We start from the raw sequence: 18,584 nt of genomic DNA, 5'->3' as shown, positions 1-18,584 counted from the left end.
GATTGGAGAGCGCCATGCCTGCAGTGCAGGAAACCATTGATCAGGTGCGTCAGATTGACGTGGATCAGTACAAATACGGTTTCGAAACCGTCATCGAAAGCGATACCGCGCCAAAGGGCCTGACCGAAGACACCATCCGGATGATCTCGGCCAAGAAAGAAGAGCCCGAATGGATGCTGGAATGGCGGCTTGACGCGTTCAAGCGCTGGCAGACGCTGGAAGAGCCCACCTGGGCGCGTGTCGATTATCCGAAGATCGATTTCCAGGACATTCACTACTACTCGGCGCCCAAGGGCATCACAGGTCCGAAGTCGATCGACGATGTCGATCCGGAACTGCTGCGGGTGTACGAGAAGCTCGGCATTCCACTACGCGAGCAGGAAATTCTGGCTGGCGTGCAGCAGTCGAAGATTGCTGTCGATGCGGTGTTCGATTCGGTGTCGGTCGTGACGACCTTCAAGGAGGAGCTGTCCAAGGCCGGCGTTATCTTCATGTCGATTTCTGAAGCCATGCGCGAGCATCCGGAGCTGGTCAAAAAGTATCTCGGGACCGTGGTCCCGGTGACGGACAACTACTATGCGACGCTCAACGCGGCTGTCTTCACCGATGGATCCTTCGTCTATGTGCCCAAGGGTGTTCGCTGCCCGATGGAGCTGTCGACCTATTTCCGCATCAATGAGAAGAACACCGGCCAGTTCGAGCGCACGCTGATCATTGCCGAGGAAGGGGCCTATGTCTCCTACCTCGAAGGCTGCACCGCGCCCCAGCGCGACGAAAACCAGCTGCATGCGGCCGTGGTGGAACTGATCGCGCTCGATGATGCGGAGATAAAGTACTCGACGGTGCAGAACTGGTACCCGGGCGACAAGGACGGCAAGGGCGGAATCTACAACTTCGTCACCAAGCGTGGCGACTGCCGCGGCAAGAACTCAAAGATTTCCTGGACCCAGGTCGAGACCGGGTCCGCGATCACCTGGAAGTACCCGTCCTGTATCCTGCGTGGCGACAATTCGCGCGGCGAGTTCTACTCGATCGCGGTGTCGAACGGCTATCAGCAGATCGATTCCGGCACCAAGATGATCCATCTGGGCAAGAACACCTCGAGCCGGATCATTTCGAAGGGGATTTCCGCGGGTCATTCGTCCAACACCTATCGCGGCCAGGTTTCGGCTCACCGCAAGGCATCGAATGCGCGCAACTTCACCCAGTGCGACAGCCTGCTGATCGGCGATCAGTGCGGTGCGCACACGGTGCCCTATATCGAGGCGAAGAACTCGACGGCACAGTTCGAGCATGAGGCGACAACTTCGAAGATTTCCGAGGACCAGCTGTTTTACTGCCTGGCCCGCGGCATTCCCGAGGAAGAAGCCATCGCGCTGATCGTCAACGGCTTCGTCAAGGAAGTGATCCAGGAATTGCCGATGGAATTTGCGGTCGAAGCGCAGAAGCTGATCGGCATCTCGCTGGAAGGCAGCGTCGGTTAAGCACAAGGGGTGGCGGCCGGGTACATGCCCGGCGCTCCTCAGGACAGGAGCATGGCCGATGGGCATCGATGCAACAGCTGTCGCCTGGTACGCCGTCATCTGTGGTGTTCTGTCGGCGCTGGCGCCAAGTTTCGGCGGCAGGCTGGTGCGGGTGATGATCGGTGCAGTGGTCGGGATTGTCGCCGCTACGGTGCTGCCGGTGATCCGAGGAATGGCAGGGCTGTGAAACAGTCAGCCCGACCGGAGTGAGACCGGTCCAGAGACAATTTGAATTCGAGTTGGGAAACTACGACATGTTGGAAATCAAGAACCTACACGCCCGCATCGCCGAAGACGGTACGGAAATCATTCGCGGCCTTAATCTGACGGTCAAGGCCGGCGAAGTGGCAGCCATCATGGGGCCGAACGGCTCCGGCAAATCGACCCTGTCCTACATCCTGGCGGGCCGCGACGATTACGAGGTCACCGAGGGTGATATCCTGTACAATGGCGAGAGCATTCTTGAGCTCGATCCTTCCGAACGCGCCGCCAAGGGTATTTTCCTGGCATTCCAGTACCCGGTCGAAATCCCCGGTGTCGCCACCATGCAGTTCCTCAAGGTGGCAATGAACGAGCAGCGCAAGGCGCGCGGCGAGGAAGAGCTGAAAACGCCGGAATTCATCAAGCTGGTCAAGGAAGCTGCTGCCACACTGCAGATCAATCCGGACATGCTCAAGCGCCCGCTCAATGTCGGGTTCTCGGGCGGCGAGAAGAAGCGTGCCGAGATCCTGCAGATGAAGCTGCTCGGGCCGCAGCTTTGCGTGCTTGACGAGACCGACTCCGGCCTCGACATCGATGCGCTGAAGATCGTGTCCGATGGCGTCAATGCGCTGCGGTCGCCCGATCGGGCCGTGGTTGTCATTACCCACTACCAGCGCCTGCTCGAGCACATTGTGCCCGACTCCGTGCACGTGCTCTACAACGGCCGAGTGATCAAGTCCGGCGACAAGGACCTGGCGCTCGATCTGGAAGCCAATGGTTACGCCGGAATCATCGAAGCCGCCGCTTGAGGTGACGCCGAACGGACGGGCGAGAAGCTCAGGAGAGACAGGCATGAACATACAGACAAAGCCGCCACACACCGCCGCAGAGAAGGCGATACTGGACAGTTTCGCCGAAGTCATGGGGCAACTGCCCGGTGACGCGCCGGTAACTGCTGCCCGCGACAAGCTGGTCAGTGCGATCAGCAATGACGGGCTTCCCACACGCCGCCTTGAAAGCTGGCACTACACCGACCTGCGCAACCTTCTGCGCGATGTGCCCGGTCAGGCCAGCGGCGCTGCGCAGCAGGTCGATCCGCTTGTCCGCGGCAGCCTGGTGCTGCCCCTGGTGCAGGGCCAGAGCGCCGATATCAGTGTGCCAGATGGCCTCGAGCTCAGCTCGTATATGGAGCTTCTGGCGTCCGGCGAGGCTGCCAGCCGTCTGGTCGCACGCGGGGCCGACGATCTGATCGGCCGTCTCAACGGTGCCTTCGTGATGGACGGCTACAGCTTTTCGGTTGCTGCCGACCAGGCGATCGAGGAGATCATCGAGATCCAGTCGACCCAGTCCGGCGGGCAGGTTCACAATCGCTTTGCAGCCGGATTCGGCGCCAAGGCCACCGCAACCGTCGTCGACCGGCATCTGGGCGACAAGGGTCAGAGCGGGCTGTCGAGCGCGGTGACCACGCTCGATCTCGCCGATGGTGCGGATGTGACCTGGATCATCCTGCAGGGGTGCGGAGAGGCTGATCAGCGGCTGGCGCAGCTCAATGCCCGGCTCGGCGCGGATGCCAAGCTGAAGCTTTTCGTCATCAATGCCGGCGGCAAGCTGGTGCGGCAGGAACTGCATGTGGAAGCCGCAGGCGAGGGCGCACATCTCGATCTGCGCTGCGTCAACCTGCTGGCCGGTGACAGCCACACCGACGTGACGCTGACGCTGGGCCACAACGTGCCCAACACGACGTCTTCGGAGATCGTCCGCAACGTGGTGCTGAACCGTGCCCGCGGCGTCTTCCAGGGTCAGATCCGGGTGGCGCAGGTGGCACAGAAGACCGATGCGCAGATGGCCTGCAACACGCTTCTTTTGTCTGATGACGGCGAGTTTTCGGCCAAGCCGGAACTGGAGATCTTTGCCGATGACGTGATTTGCGCCCATGGTGCGACAGTGATCGACATCGACCACAATCACCTGTTCTACCTGATGGCGCGCGGCATCTCCGAGAAGACGGCACGCGGACTTCTGGTCAACGGTTTTGTCGATGAACTGATTGACGAACTGGAAAACGAGGACCTGGTCGAGGCGCTGGAAACGCTTATCGAACAGTGGCTTGCCGACCATGGCTGATACTCTGATTCAGGCTTATGACGTTGACGCCGTGCGCAAGGATTTCCCGATCCTGTCGCGAACGGTTCACGGCAAGCCGCTGGTCTATCTCGACAACGGTGCCTCGGCCCAGAAGCCGCAGGCGGTGATCGACGCGGTCACTCACGCCTATTCGAACGAATACGCCAATGTACACCGGGGCTTGCATTTCCTCTCCAATGCAGCCACGGATGCCTACGAGAACGCCCGCGAAATCGTGAAGCGGTTTCTCAACGCGCCATCGGTCGACAATGTGGTGTTTACCAAATCGACCACCGAAGCGATCAACACGGTTGCCTATGGTTACGGCATGCCGCGTATCGAGGATGGCGACGAGATCGTCATCACCATCATGGAGCATCACTCCAATATCGTGCCGTGGCATTTCCTGCGCGAACGCCAAGGCGCGAAGATCGTCTGGGTCGGCGTCGACGATGAGGGCAATTTCGATCTTGACGATTTTCGCAAGGCGCTGACCGACCGGACGAAGCTGGTTGCCGTCACCCACATGTCGAATGTGCTCGGCACGGTGGTCGATGTGAAGGAAGTCTGCCGCATCGCCCATGAGCGCGGCGTCAAGGTGCTGATCGATGGCAGCCAATCGGCCGTGCACATGCCGGTGGATGTGCAGGAGATTGATTGTGACTGGTACGTTATGACCGGCCACAAGCTCTACGGCCCGTCGGGAATCGGCGTGCTTTACGGCAAGACGGACGCGCTCAAGGCGATGCAACCCTTCATGGGCGGCGGAGAGATGATCGTCGATGTCAGCGAAGACGATGTCACCTACAACGATCCGCCGCACCGGTTTGAGGCAGGAACGCCGCCGATCGTCCAGGCCATCGGTCTGGGCGCTGCGCTCGAATACATCGAAAAGCTCGGTCGTGACCGGATTGCAGCACACGAGGCGGATCTGACAGCTTACGCGCTGGAAAAGCTCTCGGCGGTCAACGCGCTTCGGCTGATTGGCACGGCCCGCGGCAAGGGGGCGATCTTCGCCTTCGAGATCGAGGGCGTTCATGCGCATGATATCTCGATGCTGATCGACCGCTCCGGCGTGGCGGTACGGGCGGGCACCCATTGTGCGCAACCGCTGCTCAAGCGCTTTGGCGCGACCTCGACTTGCCGTGCCTCAATGGGCCTTTACAATACCCGTGTGGAAATCGATGTGCTTGTCGAAGCCCTCGACAAGGCGCGGGCGTTTTTTTCCTGAAGGAGCAAAGCCGATGAGCGACGCATCCGAAAACAAGACCGTGACCGAAACCGGCACGGAAACCTCCGTGGCCGAATCGGCGATCCCGCGCGAGGAACTGGCGCGGCTGAGCGACGACATCATCTCGGCGCTGAAGACCGTCTACGACCCCGAAATCCCGGCCGACATCTACGAGCTCGGGCTGATCTACAAGATCGACATCGAGGATGACCGCATGGTCAAGATCGAGATGACGCTGACAGCGCCCGGCTGCCCGGTGGCCGGCGAAATGCCGGGCTGGGTGGAGAACGCTGTCAACACGGTTGAAGGCATCTCCGGGGTCGACGTTTCGATGACATTCGATCCGCCCTGGACACCGGACCGGATGAGCGAAGAGGCGCAGGTGGCGGTCGGCTGGTACTGATTTGCCACCCGGGTGGCAATTCAGCCGACTTGTTAACCTGATAAACCCACACTACATTCAGCATATGAAGCAGCGGGCCTTGAATCCGTGTTGCCGAAGGAGACTGAAATGGGCTTTGACGTAATGACCTTGACCCCGGCTGCTGCCGAGCGGGTCAATGCGATCCTGAAGACATCGGACAATGCCGAGGGCATCCGCGTCAGCATCAAGAAGGGTGGCTGCGCCGGGATGGAGTATGCCATCGATCTGGCGACCGAAGTGAACGAGAAGGACGACCGGATCGAGCGCGACGGGGCCACCGTGTTCGTGGCGCCGGAAGCCGTGCTCTACCTGCTCGGCACCGAGATGGATTACGAAGTGACCAAGCTGCGCTCGGGCTTCGTGTTCAACAACCCGAATCAGACGTCTGCCTGCGGCTGTGGAGAATCGGTGGAGCTCAAGCCCGCTGATCTGGCAAGGCTGGCTGCAGAAGGCAACGCAGTGGTGCGCACCGACTGAGTTGAACACTTGATTCAAGCTGTTGCGAATGTGATTCCTGAAATACCCGCAAGTCCCTGACTTTGCGGGTATTTCTTTGCCTGGGGGCAGGTTCCTGTTGCGGGTTTCAACTGGTCTAGGTGAACGTGGCTCGCATATTGTCGAGTGCCAGGCCGGTGACACGCGTCGACCATGTCTCGCCCGGTTTGATCGGGAATGCCCGTGTCACGGTACCGGTAGTGATGATTTCGCCGGCGCCGACGGGGTCCGCATCGGGGTCTTTCGCGATTACCTCGATGGCGTGCCGCAGAGCCGTCAAGGGGCTGCCAAGAACATTGCTACTTTGGCCGATGTCGATGGTCTCGCCATCGCGCGCGAGCTCGATCTGGAAGCTCTGCAATGCTTCCAGCAGCCGCGTGGGGTCTTCGTCCTTCAGGTATCGGCGGGGTCCGCACAGATAGGCGCCATGCAGGCCAAAGGCTGCCACCGTGTCGGCTGCTTCGAATTTCCAGTCCTTGTAGAGCGAATCGACGATCTCGAAGCCGTGCGCGTACCAGGCAATCGAGGCGAGCAGGTCTTCCTCGCTTGTTCCGGCCAAGGGGGGTCGCGCAAAACAGAAGGCAATTTCCGGTTCGATCCGCGGCTCGCAAAACGGCGCAAGAGAGAAGCAGGTTTCTTTCGGCGCCACGTCCCGAAAGGTTGTGTCATACATGTATCCCCAGATCGGGGCATGCACGTTGTATTCGTCCCAGATGGTGCGATTGGTGAAACCGATCTTGCGCCCGATAACGCGCTCGCCGGCTTTCGTGCGCAGATCCCTGATCCGACGGTTGATCCTGTAGGCCGCATCCATCGTCAGGTCTCCCGAATTGCCACGGGCGATCTGCCGCCGGTCGCGACGAGCGTTCAGGATTTCCAGAGCGCGACTTTCTTCAGTGAGGTCGGACATCGGTTCAGCTCCTCATCTTCTCGCCCATCGGATCGAAGGGCGCTTCCAGCGCGATCCTTGCCGGACGGCGGATCCCGAGGATTTCAATCTCGAACATGCCTTCTTCACCAATGGTCGCCAGCGCTGCGGGGATATAGCCCTGGGCCATCGAATTGCCGATCGTATGGGCGTAGCCGCCGGAGGTGATCCAGCCGACGACGCGCCAGTCGCCATCGCGCAGAGTGCCGCCCTCGGGCTTTGGGATTTCCTTGCCGTCGGCATCGAAACGCGGCGCGCCGTAGCCGTGCGGCGCTTCGACCGTGCCGTAGTCGCTGTCACCGACCCTGGCCCAGACCGGCTCGTCGCCCATCACGTCGGCGTCGAGCGCATCGACCAGGAACGAGGCCCGCATCAGTTTCGGACCCTCGGCGTGTTCTTTCGCTGCCGCCTCGCGGCCGATGAAATCATTCTTCGAAAGTTTGATGAAGCGATCCATGCCGCCCTCGAACGGGCCGTAGATGGGCCTGAGTTCGCGGAACCAGGTCGGAAAATTCTTCTCGAGCCGCATCGAGAGCAGGGCGCGCATGCCGAAATCGGCGATGCCAAACTCTTCGCCCGCCGCCTTGATGGCGCGATAGACCGCCAGCTCATAGCAGGGCTCCATCCAGATCTCGTAGCCGAGGTCACCGGTATAGGTGACGCGGTTGACCATGCAGGGCGCGCCACCGACATCCATCTGGCGGAAATCCATGAAGCGGAAAGCCGCATTGGAGACGTCGTCGTCGGTGAGCTTTTGCAGCACGTCGCGGGCGCGGGGTCCGGCGATCGACAGGCCTACAAGGGTCAGATCGTACCGGTGGACACGGATCGGGCTGCCTTTGGGCAGGTGCTTTTCGAACCAGCGCATGTGGTAGCGCTGCGCTGCCGACGAGCCCCAGACCATGAAGTCTTCGTCGGCCACCTTGGCGATGGTGAAATCGCCGATCAGCTTGCCGAACTCGTTGAGCATCGGGGTCAGCACGATGCGCCCGGTCTTGGGCATGGTGTTGGTCATCAGTTGCGACAGCCAGACCTCGGCGCCGGTGCCGCTGACCCGGTACTTGGCGAAATTGGCGATCTCGGTGACGCCGACGCGCTCGCGCACCGCACGGACTTCGTTGCCGACATGTTCGAAATCGTTGGAGCGATGGAAGGACAGCACGTCATGCGCCTCGTCCGCTGAGGGTGCAAACCAGAGCGGCGTCTCCAGTCCCCAGCTGTCGCCCATCACCGCGTGGTTGTCGCGCAGCATCACATGGTAGAGCGGTGTGGTCTGCTGCGGCCGGGCGGCGGGCAGTTCCTCATTGGGAAAGCGGATCGAGAAGCGGCGGGAATAGTTCTCGCGCACCTTGGCGTTGGTGTAGCGCAGCGTCGCCCATTCGCCAAAGCGTGCTACGTCCATACCCCAGATGTCGGCGCCGGGATCGCCGTGAACCATCCAGTTCGACAGCGCCAGGCCGACGCCGCCGCCTTGAGAAAAGCCGGCCATCACCGCACAGGCGGTCCAGTAATTGGTCAGGCCCGGCACCGGGCCCACCAGCGGATTGCCATCCGGTGCAAAGGTGAAGGGGCCGTTGATGACCTGCTTGATGCCGGCATTTTCCATCGCCGGGAAATGCCGGAAGCCGACTTCCAGCGAGGGCGCAATGCGGTCGAGATCGGGCGCGAGCAGTTCATGGCCGAAATCCCACGGCGTATTGACCGGCGACCAGGGCTTGCAGGCCTTCTCATAGGTGCCGAGCAGGATGCCCGAGCGCTCCTGACGGGTGTAGATCTCGCCCTTGAAGTCAATGACGCCAATGAGTTCGCGGCCGGTCCTGGCGTTGAACTCGAGTACCTCTGGCATTTCCTCGGTCAGAAGATACATGTGCTCCATGGCAAGAAGCGGCAGTTCGAGGCCGACCATGCGGCCGACTTCGCGTGCCCAGAGACCGCCGGCATTGACGACGTGGTCTGCCTTCACAGTGCCTTGCTCGGTGACGACGTTCCAGGTGCCGTCGGCCTCCTGGGTCAGTTCGATGACGCGGTTGCGCAGAACGATCTCGGCCCCGAGTTTCTTCGCCGCCTTGGCATAGGCGTGGGTGGTGCCCGACGGATCGAGATGGCCTTCGACCGGATCCCACAGCGCGCCGACGAAATTGCTCTCGTCCATCAGCGGAAACATGGCCTTGGCTTCGGACGGGGTGATCAGCTCGGTTTCCATGCCGAGATAACGGCCCTTGGCATGGACCAGGCGCAGAAAATCCATCCGCTCGGGTGTGTCTGCCATCATCACGCCGCCGGTCAGGTGCAGGCTGCAGGACTGGCCGGAGAGTTTCTCCAGTTCGTCATAGAGGCTGACTGTGTAGGCTTGCAGCTTGGCGACGTTGGGGTCGCCGTTGAGCGTGTGGAAGCCGCCGGCCGCATGCCAGGACGACCCCGAAGTCAGTTCCGATCGCTCGATCAGCATGACATCGGTCCATCCCGCCTTCGCCAGGTGGTAAAGGACGGAGCAGCCGACAACACCGCCGCCAATAACCACGGCCCTGACATGTGATCTCATCTGCACTCCCCCCCCCCAGCTCGATCATGGCGGCAGATTGCGAAATCGGTCCTTGTCACACAAGCAGTAATTGCGGCCCCACGCGAGAAAGCAGGGGAGGCCGGGTTGTCGATATGCAATCAGACCATAGTTTTTCAACAACCCCCTTATTCTCGAACCGGTTTATGGGGTAGTAACGTTCAGGGCGCATTCACCAATCGCCTGTAGACTGGGATGAGATGACACACGTGCGGGACATACACTCCGAAGCGCGCGGCCACACTTGGCTGCGAAGCCTTTCGGCTGCGCTGTGCCTGGGAGTGGCCTCCGTGGCGATCACGGGGCCGGCAGGCGCAATCGAGATTTTCGGGTTCAAGCTGTTTGAAAGCGAAGAAACCGACCCTGTCGTCGTTGCCGATCCCTTGTCCTACTTGGTTACGCTCGAAGTTGCAGGCGCGGACCCCGATGGCGAATTGCGCGGGGAGCTTGAAGCCGCCTCGCAGCTGGTTCAGAGCGCGGACAGTCCGGTCGCAGGCTCTATCGGCCTGATCCAGCGCGCCAACGGCGATTTCGAACAGCTGGTCGGAGCACTTTACGAAAACGCCCGCTATGCCGGCGAAGTTCGCATTCTGCTCGACGGGCGACGACTTGCGGATCTGCCGCCCGATGCCGACCTGCGCCGCGATGGCCCCGTGCCGGTCCGTATCCTGGTGGAGCCCGGAAAACAGTTCCGCTTCGGCGATGTCAGCATTCGCGATGTGAATGGCCAGACTTATGCGGCAGCAGAACAGGGGCTGATCAGCGGCCAGCTGGCCAAGTCAACCATCATTCTCGACGCCGAGCAGGCTCTGGTTCTCGAGCTTGAGAAGGATGGTCACCCGTTTGCCCAGGTGGCAGGCCGCGACGTGGTCGCCGATCATGCCCGCGGGGTGCTCGACGTTGCGCTGACCCTTGAAGCCGGGCCGGTCGCGTCCTTTGGCCAGACAGCGGTCGAAGGCGCTGAAAGCGTCAACTCCGCCTTCATCGCGCGGATGGCCGGCGTCAGGCAGGGCGAGCAATATACCCCCGAGGAACTGGCCGCGGCCGCGAAACGCCTGCGCTCGCTTGAAGTGTTCTCGAGCGTGACGGTACGTGGCGGTGAGAGGCTGGCCGCAGATGGCACGGTTCCGGTTCAGGTCACAGTTGCCGAACGCAAGCATCGCTATCTCGGAGCAGGCGCAACCTATTCCTCCACCGATGGCGGCGGACTGGAGGCCTACTGGGGACATCGCAACCTTTTCGGCCGGGCTGAAAAACTCCGCATTGAGGGATCTGTCAGCAGACTCGGCACCACCGGACAAGCCAAGGACATGACCTGGCGCGGAGCCATGCTGTTTGAAAAGCCGGGCGTGCTTGGTCCGGCCTCGAAATTCACGTCGAAGCTCGAGATCGAGCAGGAGAACCCGGACGCCTATCGCCGCTTCTCGGTCGAGGGCGCAGCCGGAGTGTCCTATGAACTGACGCCGGAGCAGACAGTTTCTGCCGGCGTCAATGTCGAGTATGCGAAGCTGACCGACAGTTTCAACGTCGATCTAAAAACCATTACCGTGGCGCTGCCGCTCGAATATGTCCGCGATACCCGCGACAGCAAGCTTAATCCGACCAGCGGAACCCGTCTGGCATTGCTGGTCGAGCCGACCCACGAAATCAATGCCGGGGCCACTTTCGTCAAGTTGCGCGCCGAGGCCTCCGCCTACAGGGCGCTAGATGCGGACAAGCGCTTTGTTGTCGCAGGCCGGGTTGCCGCCGGCTCGATCTTTGGCGCCGATCTGGCGTCGATCCCGGCAAACCGCCGCTTCTATGCGGGTGGCGGCGGGTCCGTCCGCGGTTACGGTTATCAGGACATCGGTCCTGTCAATGCGGCAGGGCAGCCGACAGGCGGACTTTCGTTGCTGGAAGCGTCAGGCGAAGTCCGCGTTCAGGTGACCGAGAACGTCGGCATCGTTCCATTCGTCGATGCGGGTCTGGTGAGTGCCAGCCAGAGCTTTTCCGGCAGCCAGTTCAAGCTCGGCACAGGTGTCGGCCTGCGTTATGGCACCCCTTTCGGCCCACTTCGCATCGATGTCGCGGTGCCGCTGAACAAGGGGCCGCTCGATCCCGATTATGGAATCTATGCCGGGATAGGTCAGGCATTCTGACATGACAGACAGGCAAAGTTCAAAACCCCGTCCGGGTGCGCTCTGGCGTGCGGCGCGCTGGCTGGCCATTGGGCTGCTGGTGTTTCTGGCCGGTATCGTGCTGGTATTCACCACCACTCCGGGCGGCTGGCTGATCGCGCTGACGCTGAACCGGCTCGGCTCCGGCCCGGCGCAGAGCGTCGATATCGACCGCATCGACGGCCTGTTGTCAGGCTCCACACGGATCGGACACATCATGCTCAGCGACGCCGAAGGCGAGCCGTGGCTGCTGCTGAAGGGGATCCGGATCGACTGGACACCGCTGACCCTGCTCAGGTCCGGGCTGGCGATCGACGATCTGACCATCGAGACGGTGGAACTGGCGAAACTGCCCGAAGGTGAGGAGAGCGAAGAAGAAAGCACTCCGTTCCAGCTGCCGGTGGCCTTCGACATCAAGCGTTTTACCGCACCCGATATTCTGCTTGGAGAACCGGTGGCCGGACGACTGGCCAGGTTTGAAGCCAGGGGCAGTGCGCAGGTGGACGGGACCATGTCGACGGCGCTTGCGGATCTGGTGGTCAAGCGGACCGACGGTGTCGGCGGCGAGTTGGTAGTGGACGCGGATTACCTTGAAGCCGAGGACCGGTTCAATGTGTCCGCAAAGCTGTCGGAGCCTGCAGGCGGGGTCATGGCGCATCTGCTCAACCTCCCGCCGGAAGATGCGATCAGCCTGTCGGCAACGTCACAGGGGTCCCTGGCCGACTGGCGCCTGAATGCGGCTGGCACGATCAATGGCGAGATCATCGCCGAAGCAAGCCTGCAAATGGTGGCCGGCGAGGCGGGGAATGCGGTGTCGCTCCAGGCGAACGGCATGTTTGACCGGTTCCTGCCGCCTTCAATCGGGCAGCTTGTGGCGGGGCGGAGCGATATCGTGCTCGAAGGCCTGATCGAACCAGAGCAAAACGGGGCGGTCATCGATGTTTTCACCTTGTCATCGTCTGAGTTGACGGCAGAGGGCCGCGGCCGGGTCGCGCGCGAAGGAAATGTGGATCTGACTGCTTCCGTTACGCCGCAGCCAAATGCGGGAATGCTCGAATTTGGCACCGGCGCATCGCCCACCCGGGTTGCCGTGCCTGCAGTCACTGTCCGGGTGACTGGAAATGCGGATGAGGCGGCAATTCGGCTAGAGGCTTCCACACCAGAGGTCTATGGCGCCGAATTCAGCGCGGATGCCCTGTCGGCGGTGCTGGATTTCGACCGGTTTTCGCTGGCGGACCGCAGTGGCACCGGGACCATCGCTGTCCGCGCAAATGCCATTGGCTCGAGCAATGACATTGTCGCCCGCGCCATGGCTGGCGGCGTCTCCGTGAATGGTGGCGTTGCGGTTGATCAGGGAGAGGTGATTACCAGCGATCGCATCGGGATTGAATCCGGTGTGGCGTCGGTGGAGGCGGAGGCCTTGTCGGTGAACATGTCGGGGGCGCTTGCCGCCAGCCTGTCGGGACAGATGCGCAATCTGGTGCTTTCGGAGCAGGCAGCCGGGATATTGGGGCCGGAGACGCGTTTTACGGCAGATGTTGCGCGGGATGAGGGCGGTGCGCTGACGGTGCAGAATTTCGAGCTTGCCTCGGAGTTCGCCGAGGCATCGGGCGGAGTGGCGCTCGGGGCGGACGGCGAGATAGAAGGCGATGTTGCAGCCGAGTTGTCACGGCTCGCCGGCGCCGGCGCGGATGTGTCCGGTGGTCTATCGCTGACGGCAAGTGTGTCAGGCACAGTTTCGGCACCGGCCTTCGAGGCGAGCCTGACTGGCCGCCAACTCAAACTCCAGGGCCGCGACCTCTCCGATCTGGTGCTTGCTGCCAAGGGTGTAGCCGATCCTGCCGCTCCGCAGGCGGACATCACGCTTTCCGGAGCTCTGGAAGGCCGCCCGGTCAATGGCAGCCTGCTGGTATCCCAAACCGGCGGCGTGGTGCGGATCGATCCGCTGCGGCTGCAGGTCGCGGACAACCTGATCTCCGGTGCGCTGGTGCTCGATGACGGCTACCGGCCGACCGGAAAAATCGAACTCGACCTGAAAGATATCGGCTCGCTGTCGGCACTGGCGCTTCAGGATATCAAGGGCAGTGCCGGCGGAAGCATCAGTTTCAAAGTGCGCGGCAGCGAATCGGTCGCCGATATCCAGCTGGGTGTTCCCGAGCTTTCAGGAGAAGCCTTCATCCTTCGTAACGCCCGGTTAGCCGGCACCGTCGAAGATGTGATGGGCACGCCGAAACCTACCGGTACATTGGAGGTGAGGGAAGTCAGTGCCGGCGGAACCGATGTTTCCAACCTTGTGGCCGGTTTTTCCCAGGATGGAGGCTGGACCACTGTCGAGGCCAAGGCCCAGGCGGCAGACTTGCCGATTTCCCTCGCGGCCCGGGTGCGACCCGGTGAGACGGAGACCGAGCTGGAAATCGAGACCGCAAACACAGTCTGGAAAGGCCTTGCCATCAATCTGAGCGAACCGGCGCGTGTCGTTGTCCGTGAAGGAACTGCCGAGATCGAACGGCTGGTGATCTCGCCGGGCGGTGGCCGGGTGTCGATCACCGGGACGGCCGGACAGGCGCTGGACCTCGATATCGCGCTTGCGGGCCTGCCGCTGACATCGGTCAATGCCGTGGCGCCGGGCGCAGGGCTGTCGGGTGCTCTGTCGGGTACGGTGAGCGTCGCGGGGACGGCATCGGCACCGGTGGTGCGTTACAATCTTGATGCCAGCGACGTGCGTGCGGCTGCGGCGTCTGCCGTGGCCGATGTGCCCCTTGCGATCAACGCAAGTGGCGAATTTCAATCCGACAGGGTCACATTTGATGCCAGGGGCAGTGGCAGCGGGTTGTCGTTTACCGCGAGTGGCGGATTGGACACCACCGGCACGCAGGCCATCTCCGCGCGGATCAGTGGCAGCATTCCGTTCTCGCTGCTGTCGGGTGCCATCGCCAAGCAGGGCGTGGCGCTGACGGGTGCGGCGCAGGCAGATATCGCAATCGACGGAAGTGTCGGCGCGCCGCAAATTTCGGGAACAATCACCACGTCGGACAGCCGCCTGGTGGACGGACGCACCGGGATCGCGATCGACAATCTGTCGGCCGAAATCGGACTTGCGCCGGACCAGGCGTCGATCCGCTCGCTGTCTGGCGAGTTGTCGTCCGGCGGAACGATCAGCGGATCGGGCACAGTGGGGCTTGATGCCGGTGCCAATTACCCGGCAGATCTTGCGCTCAAGGTCTCGCGTGGACGTTATGCCGACGGACAGATGGTGGCGACCCGCTTTGATGCCGACCTGACTTTGACGGGCCCGCTGACCCAGTTGCCCAAGCTGGGCGGCACGGTCATGCTCGACGAGACCACAATCACGGTTCCCGACACGCTGCCGAGCTCGATTTCCCGGCTCGATGTGACGCACCGGAACGCGCCCGCTGATATTCAGTCCCAGGCCGCGCGGCTTTCAGGCGACGAGGGCAGCGGGGCATCGACCGGTATCGCGCTTGATGTCCGCGTCCAGGCTAGCCGCATCTTCATCCGTGGCCGGGGCATGGATGTGGAACTGGGCGGTTCGCTGCGCCTGACGGGCAGCACCGGTGCGCCGGTGGCGGCTGGCGGTTTCGACCTGGTGCGCGGGCGGTTGAGCGTGTTGGGCCAGCGGCTTGATTTTACCCGTGGCCGGCTTGGCTTTGCCGGTTCGGTGGTGCCGATCCTCGATCTGGCAGCATCAAGCCAGTCGGGCAGCACCACGGTGACGGTGCTGATCACCGGGCCTGCAAACGCGCCGGAATTCAGTTTCACCTCGAGCCCGGAACTGCCGGAAGACGAAGTGCTGGCGCAGCTGGTGTTCGGCCGCTCCTTGAGCAGCCTCTCTCCCTTGCAGATTGCGCAGCTGGCTGAAGCCGCCGGGCAGCTGACCGGAGCCGTCAAGGGCGGTGGGCTTGTCGAACAGTTGCGCCGTGCGACCGGCGTCGACGACATTGACCTGCGCACCGACGAAGAGACCGGTGATACCTCGCTGGGTGTCGGCAAATATCTCAATGACCGGACCTATTTCGGGATCGAGAGCGGATCCTCTGCAGGTTCCGGCAAGGCCCGCATCGACCTCGATATCGGCAGTGGCATCAAGCTGCGCGGCGAAGCCAGTTCGGGCGGAGAAACCAAGGGCGGCATTTTTTTCGAGCGTGAATACTAATGCATGTCGCGTTTAAGTGGATTCATTTGAACGATAACGTACATGCATCATTTCAAGGTGTTACAGCGACCTTTGCGCATCCGATTGGATGCGCGGCGCTGTAGAGCGGTTCGGCTCACGCCTAATTGACCCGTGGATCCCTGTCCGACGGGTGCCGCGGTGGAAGAGGCAATTGAAAAGCGGGTCGGGATGACCCATCTCTGACCCAAGACGAGTCCAGCCTTCCAGCCAGGAGTTCCGGCATGACCAAGACCTATTCCAAGTCCGAGGATGCAATTGCAAAGCTGACGCCCGAACAGTTTCGCGTCACCCAGCAGAATGGTACCGAGCGTCCGTTCACCGGCGAGTACAATGACAACAAGGCAGCCGGAATCTATGTTGACATCGTCTCGGGTGAGCCGCTGTTTGCCTCGTCTGACAAGTTCGAAAGCGGTTGCGGCTGGCCGAGCTTCACCAAGCCGATCGAGCCGGCGCATGTGACCGAGCTTCGTGATACCTCGCACGGCATGATCAGAACCGAAGTGCGCTCCCGGGACGGCGACAGCCATCTGGGCCACGTGTTCCCGGACGGTCCACAAGACCGTGGGGGCTTGCGCTATTGCATCAATTCCGCGTCATTGCGGTTCATTGCCAAGGCCGACATGATGGATGAGGGCTATGGTGACTATCTTGACCAGGTGGAGGATATCTAGATGAGTGAACGTGCAGTACTTGCCGGCGGATGCTTCTGGGGAATGCAGGACCTCATCCGCAAGATGCCCGGGGTTGAAGACACCCGCGTCGGTTACACCGGCGGCGACGTGAAGAACGCCACCTATCGCAATCACGGCACCCATGCCGAAGGCATCGAGATAATTTTCGATCCGAACCGGATCAGCTACCGCGAGCTGCTGGAGTTCTTTTTCCAGATTCATGATCCGTCGACGCCCAACCGGCAGGGCAATGACGTAGGCATGTCCTACCGTTCGGCGATCTATTACACCGACGACCAGCAGCGGCAGACCGCGCTCGACACCATTGCCGATGTCGATGCCTCCGGGCTGTGGCCGGGCAAGGTCGTGACCGAAGTCGAGCCGGTGGGTGATTTCTGGGAAGCCGAACCGGAGCACCAGGATTATCTCGAGCGCATTCCGAATGGCTATACCTGCCATTTCCCGCGCCCTGACTGGGTGCTGCCCAAGCGCGACGCGGCCGAGTAGGCAGGTCCAAAGGGCCCGGATTTCAGAGCGACCGGCAGTTGCCGGTCGCTTGCATCCAGGCACGGCGTTTTGACGAGGGTCAACCATGAGCACCGCAGGATTCCGGTTTGACAACACCTATGCTCGCGAGCTCGAAGGCTTCTACGTGCCTTGGAAGGGGGCAGAAGTTCCCGCGCCGCGGATGATCCGCTTCAACCGGCCGCTTGCGCTTGAGCTGGGACTGGATGCCGAGGCGTTGGACAGCGATGCGGGCGCCGCGATCTTTGCCGGACACACTGCTCCCGAGGGAGCGGCACAGCTTGCGATGGCCTATGCGGGGCACCAGTTCGGCGGATTTTCGCCGCAGCTTGGCGATGGCCGGGCGCTGTTGCTGGGCGAAATCATCGACACGAATGGAAAGCGCCGCGACATCCATCTCAAGGGCTCCGGCCGGACCCCGTTTTCGCGCGGCGGCGACGGCAAGGCGGTGCTCGGGCCGGTGCTGCGCGAATATGTGATCGGCGAGGCGATGCATGCGCTTGGCGTGCCGACAACGCGGGCACTGGCTGCGGTGACGACCGGTGAGCAGGTGATGCGGCAGGACGGTCCGGAGCCGGGCGCGGTACTGGCCCGTGTGGCCGCAAGCCATCTGCGGGTCGGCACCTTCCAGTTCTTTGCCGCCCGCGGTGAAACAGAACGGCTGCGGCAACTCGCGGACTATGCCATTGCCCGGCATTACCCGGAACTTATGGACGAGCCGGACCGCTATCTCGGCCTGCTTGAGGCCGTGCGGGACCGTCAGGCGGCGCTGATTGCGCAGTGGATGCAGGTCGGTTTCGTGCATGGGGTGATGAACACCGACAACATGACGATTTCCGGCGAGACGATTGATTACGGGCCATGCGCCTTCATTGATGGCTATGACCCGGCGACCGTGTTCAGCTCCATCGACCAGCATGGCCGCTATGCCTATGGCAACCAGCCAAAGATTGCGCAGTGGAACCTGGCGCGGCTGGCCGAAACGCTGCTCGACCTGATCAATCCCGATGACAGCGACGACGCGGTGCGCCAGGCGAGCGATGTGATCAACGAATTTCCGCTCGCCTATGAGCGCGCCTGGCTGTCGGGCATGCGGGCAAAGCTTGGGCTGACAAGGGAGGAAGACGGCGACCTGGAGCTTGCCACTGGGCTGCTCTCGGTGCTCGAAACCCAGAATGCCGATTTCACCCGGTTCTTCCGCAGCCTGTCCTCTGCCCAGTCTGGGGATGCGGCGTCGACACGGGCGCTGTTCGACAATCCCGCAGGGTTTGATGTCTGGCTGCCGCTGTGGCGGGCGCGGCTGGAACGTGACCAGGGCACCGCCGAGGCGCGGGCGCTGGCCATGAACCGGCTCAACCCGGTCTATGTGCCGCGAAACCACATGGTCGAAGCCGCTCTCGCGTCTGCAACCAAGGGCGATCTGGGGCCCTTCGAGCGGCTGCTCACGGTTCTTGAGGACCCCTACACGGAACGGCCTGGCCTCGAGGTGTTTGCGCTTGGTGCGCCGTCGGATTTCGGCCCCTACACCACCTATTGCGGCACCTGAGGGCA

14 protein-coding genes are annotated in these 18,584 nt (G+C 62.0%); 12 read left to right on the top strand and 2 right to left on the bottom strand.

Annotation, left to right across the window (positions count from 1 at the left end):
* Positions 1-14 precede the first annotated feature (14 nt).
* From sufB to sufA, 7 genes are all read left to right on the top strand, one after another.
* Positions 15-1,484 (top strand): Fe-S cluster assembly protein SufB, encoded by a 1,470-nt coding sequence (gene sufB / locus CRO46_RS00895; protein ID WP_097104101.1) that lies wholly within the window; start codon positions 15-17, stop codon positions 1,482-1,484.
* Between the two features lie 58 nt (positions 1,485-1,542).
* Positions 1,543-1,710: a hypothetical protein gene (locus tag CRO46_RS19900; RefSeq protein WP_179758903.1), complete on the top strand. Its 168-nt coding sequence runs from the start codon at positions 1,543-1,545 to the stop codon at positions 1,708-1,710.
* Between the two features lie 67 nt (positions 1,711-1,777).
* A complete protein-coding gene (gene sufC, locus CRO46_RS00890; RefSeq protein ID WP_097104099.1) occupies positions 1,778-2,533 on the top strand; it encodes a Fe-S cluster assembly ATPase SufC in 756 nt (251 codons plus the stop codon).
* A gap of 43 nt (positions 2,534-2,576) precedes the next feature.
* Positions 2,577-3,848, top strand: coding sequence for a Fe-S cluster assembly protein SufD (gene sufD, locus CRO46_RS00885; RefSeq protein WP_097104097.1), 1,272 nt, complete (start codon positions 2,577-2,579; stop codon positions 3,846-3,848).
* Positions 3,841-5,079, top strand: a complete 1,239-nt coding sequence (locus tag CRO46_RS00880; RefSeq protein ID WP_097104095.1) for a cysteine desulfurase — start codon at positions 3,841-3,843, stop codon at positions 5,077-5,079. The genes sufD and CRO46_RS00880 overlap by 8 nt, the downstream gene beginning before the upstream one ends.
* A gap of 13 nt (positions 5,080-5,092) precedes the next feature.
* Complete coding sequence (locus CRO46_RS00875; protein ID WP_244577735.1) at positions 5,093-5,482, top strand: SUF system Fe-S cluster assembly protein; 390 nt, start codon at positions 5,093-5,095, stop codon at positions 5,480-5,482.
* Positions 5,483-5,590: 108 nt separating this feature from the next.
* The gene (gene sufA / locus CRO46_RS00870; RefSeq protein WP_097104093.1) at positions 5,591-5,980 is read left to right on the top strand and encodes a Fe-S cluster assembly scaffold SufA; all 390 of its coding nucleotides are present in this window, start codon (positions 5,591-5,593) and stop codon (positions 5,978-5,980) included.
* Positions 5,981-6,095: 115 nt separating this feature from the next.
* On the opposite strand, the gene CRO46_RS00865 is transcribed toward sufA, so the two are convergent.
* Positions 6,096-6,908, bottom strand: coding sequence for a 2-keto-4-pentenoate hydratase (locus CRO46_RS00865; RefSeq protein WP_097104090.1), 813 nt, complete (start codon positions 6,906-6,908; stop codon positions 6,096-6,098).
* A 4-nt stretch (positions 6,909-6,912) separates the two neighbouring features.
* Entirely contained in the window at positions 6,913-9,468 is a 2,556-nt protein-coding gene (locus CRO46_RS00860) for a GcvT family protein (RefSeq protein ID WP_097104087.1), read from the bottom strand.
* Between the two features lie 308 nt (positions 9,469-9,776).
* Here CRO46_RS00860 and CRO46_RS00855 point away from each other — a divergent pair, with 308 nt between their 5' ends.
* The 5 genes from CRO46_RS00855 (at position 9,777) to CRO46_RS00835 (ending at position 18,579) form a co-directional block, all read left to right on the top strand.
* Positions 9,777-11,624: an autotransporter assembly complex protein TamA gene (locus tag CRO46_RS00855; RefSeq protein ID WP_244577734.1), complete on the top strand. Its 1,848-nt coding sequence runs from the start codon at positions 9,777-9,779 to the stop codon at positions 11,622-11,624.
* 1 nt (position 11,625) lies between these two features.
* Positions 11,626-15,816: a translocation/assembly module TamB domain-containing protein gene (locus tag CRO46_RS00850; protein ID WP_097104082.1), complete on the top strand. Its 4,191-nt coding sequence runs from the start codon at positions 11,626-11,628 to the stop codon at positions 15,814-15,816.
* A 242-nt stretch (positions 15,817-16,058) separates the two neighbouring features.
* Positions 16,059-16,508, top strand: coding sequence for a peptide-methionine (R)-S-oxide reductase MsrB (gene msrB, locus CRO46_RS00845; RefSeq protein ID WP_097104079.1), 450 nt, complete (start codon positions 16,059-16,061; stop codon positions 16,506-16,508).
* Positions 16,509-17,015, top strand: a complete 507-nt coding sequence (gene msrA, locus CRO46_RS00840; protein WP_097104078.1) for a peptide-methionine (S)-S-oxide reductase MsrA — start codon at positions 16,509-16,511, stop codon at positions 17,013-17,015. It begins immediately after the preceding gene.
* Positions 17,016-17,100: 85 nt separating this feature from the next.
* Positions 17,101-18,579 (top strand): protein adenylyltransferase SelO, encoded by a 1,479-nt coding sequence (locus CRO46_RS00835; RefSeq protein WP_097104076.1) that lies wholly within the window; start codon positions 17,101-17,103, stop codon positions 18,577-18,579.
* The last annotated feature ends 5 nt before the right edge of the window (positions 18,580-18,584 follow it).

The organism is Parahoeflea halophila (assembly GCF_900220985.1).
GTDB classification, from domain to species: Bacteria; Pseudomonadota; Alphaproteobacteria; order Rhizobiales; family Rhizobiaceae; genus Hoeflea; species Hoeflea halophila.
The sequence above is the reverse complement of the archived record's forward strand: the minus strand, read 5'-3'. Positions and strand labels throughout refer to the sequence as shown.

Coding starts and splice junctions, on each gene's coding strand:
- sufB (WP_097104101.1), top strand. CDS start 15: ATGCCTGCAGTGCAGGAAACCATTGATCAGGTGCGTCAGATTGACGTG.
- CRO46_RS19900 (WP_179758903.1), top strand. CDS start 1,543: ATGGGCATCGATGCAACAGCTGTCGCCTGGTACGCCGTCATCTGTGGT.
- sufC (WP_097104099.1), top strand. CDS start 1,778: ATGTTGGAAATCAAGAACCTACACGCCCGCATCGCCGAAGACGGTACG.
- sufD (WP_097104097.1), top strand. CDS start 2,577: ATGAACATACAGACAAAGCCGCCACACACCGCCGCAGAGAAGGCGATA.
- CRO46_RS00880 (WP_097104095.1), top strand. CDS start 3,841: ATGGCTGATACTCTGATTCAGGCTTATGACGTTGACGCCGTGCGCAAG.
- CRO46_RS00875 (WP_244577735.1), top strand. CDS start 5,093: ATGAGCGACGCATCCGAAAACAAGACCGTGACCGAAACCGGCACGGAA.
- sufA (WP_097104093.1), top strand. CDS start 5,591: ATGGGCTTTGACGTAATGACCTTGACCCCGGCTGCTGCCGAGCGGGTC.
- CRO46_RS00865 (WP_097104090.1), bottom strand. CDS start 6,908: ATGTCCGACCTCACTGAAGAAAGTCGCGCTCTGGAAATCCTGAACGCT.
- CRO46_RS00860 (WP_097104087.1), bottom strand. CDS start 9,468: ATGAGATCACATGTCAGGGCCGTGGTTATTGGCGGCGGTGTTGTCGGC.
- CRO46_RS00850 (WP_097104082.1), top strand. CDS start 11,626: ATGACAGACAGGCAAAGTTCAAAACCCCGTCCGGGTGCGCTCTGGCGT.
- msrB (WP_097104079.1), top strand. CDS start 16,059: ATGACCAAGACCTATTCCAAGTCCGAGGATGCAATTGCAAAGCTGACG.
- msrA (WP_097104078.1), top strand. CDS start 16,509: ATGAGTGAACGTGCAGTACTTGCCGGCGGATGCTTCTGGGGAATGCAG.
- CRO46_RS00835 (WP_097104076.1), top strand. CDS start 17,101: ATGAGCACCGCAGGATTCCGGTTTGACAACACCTATGCTCGCGAGCTC.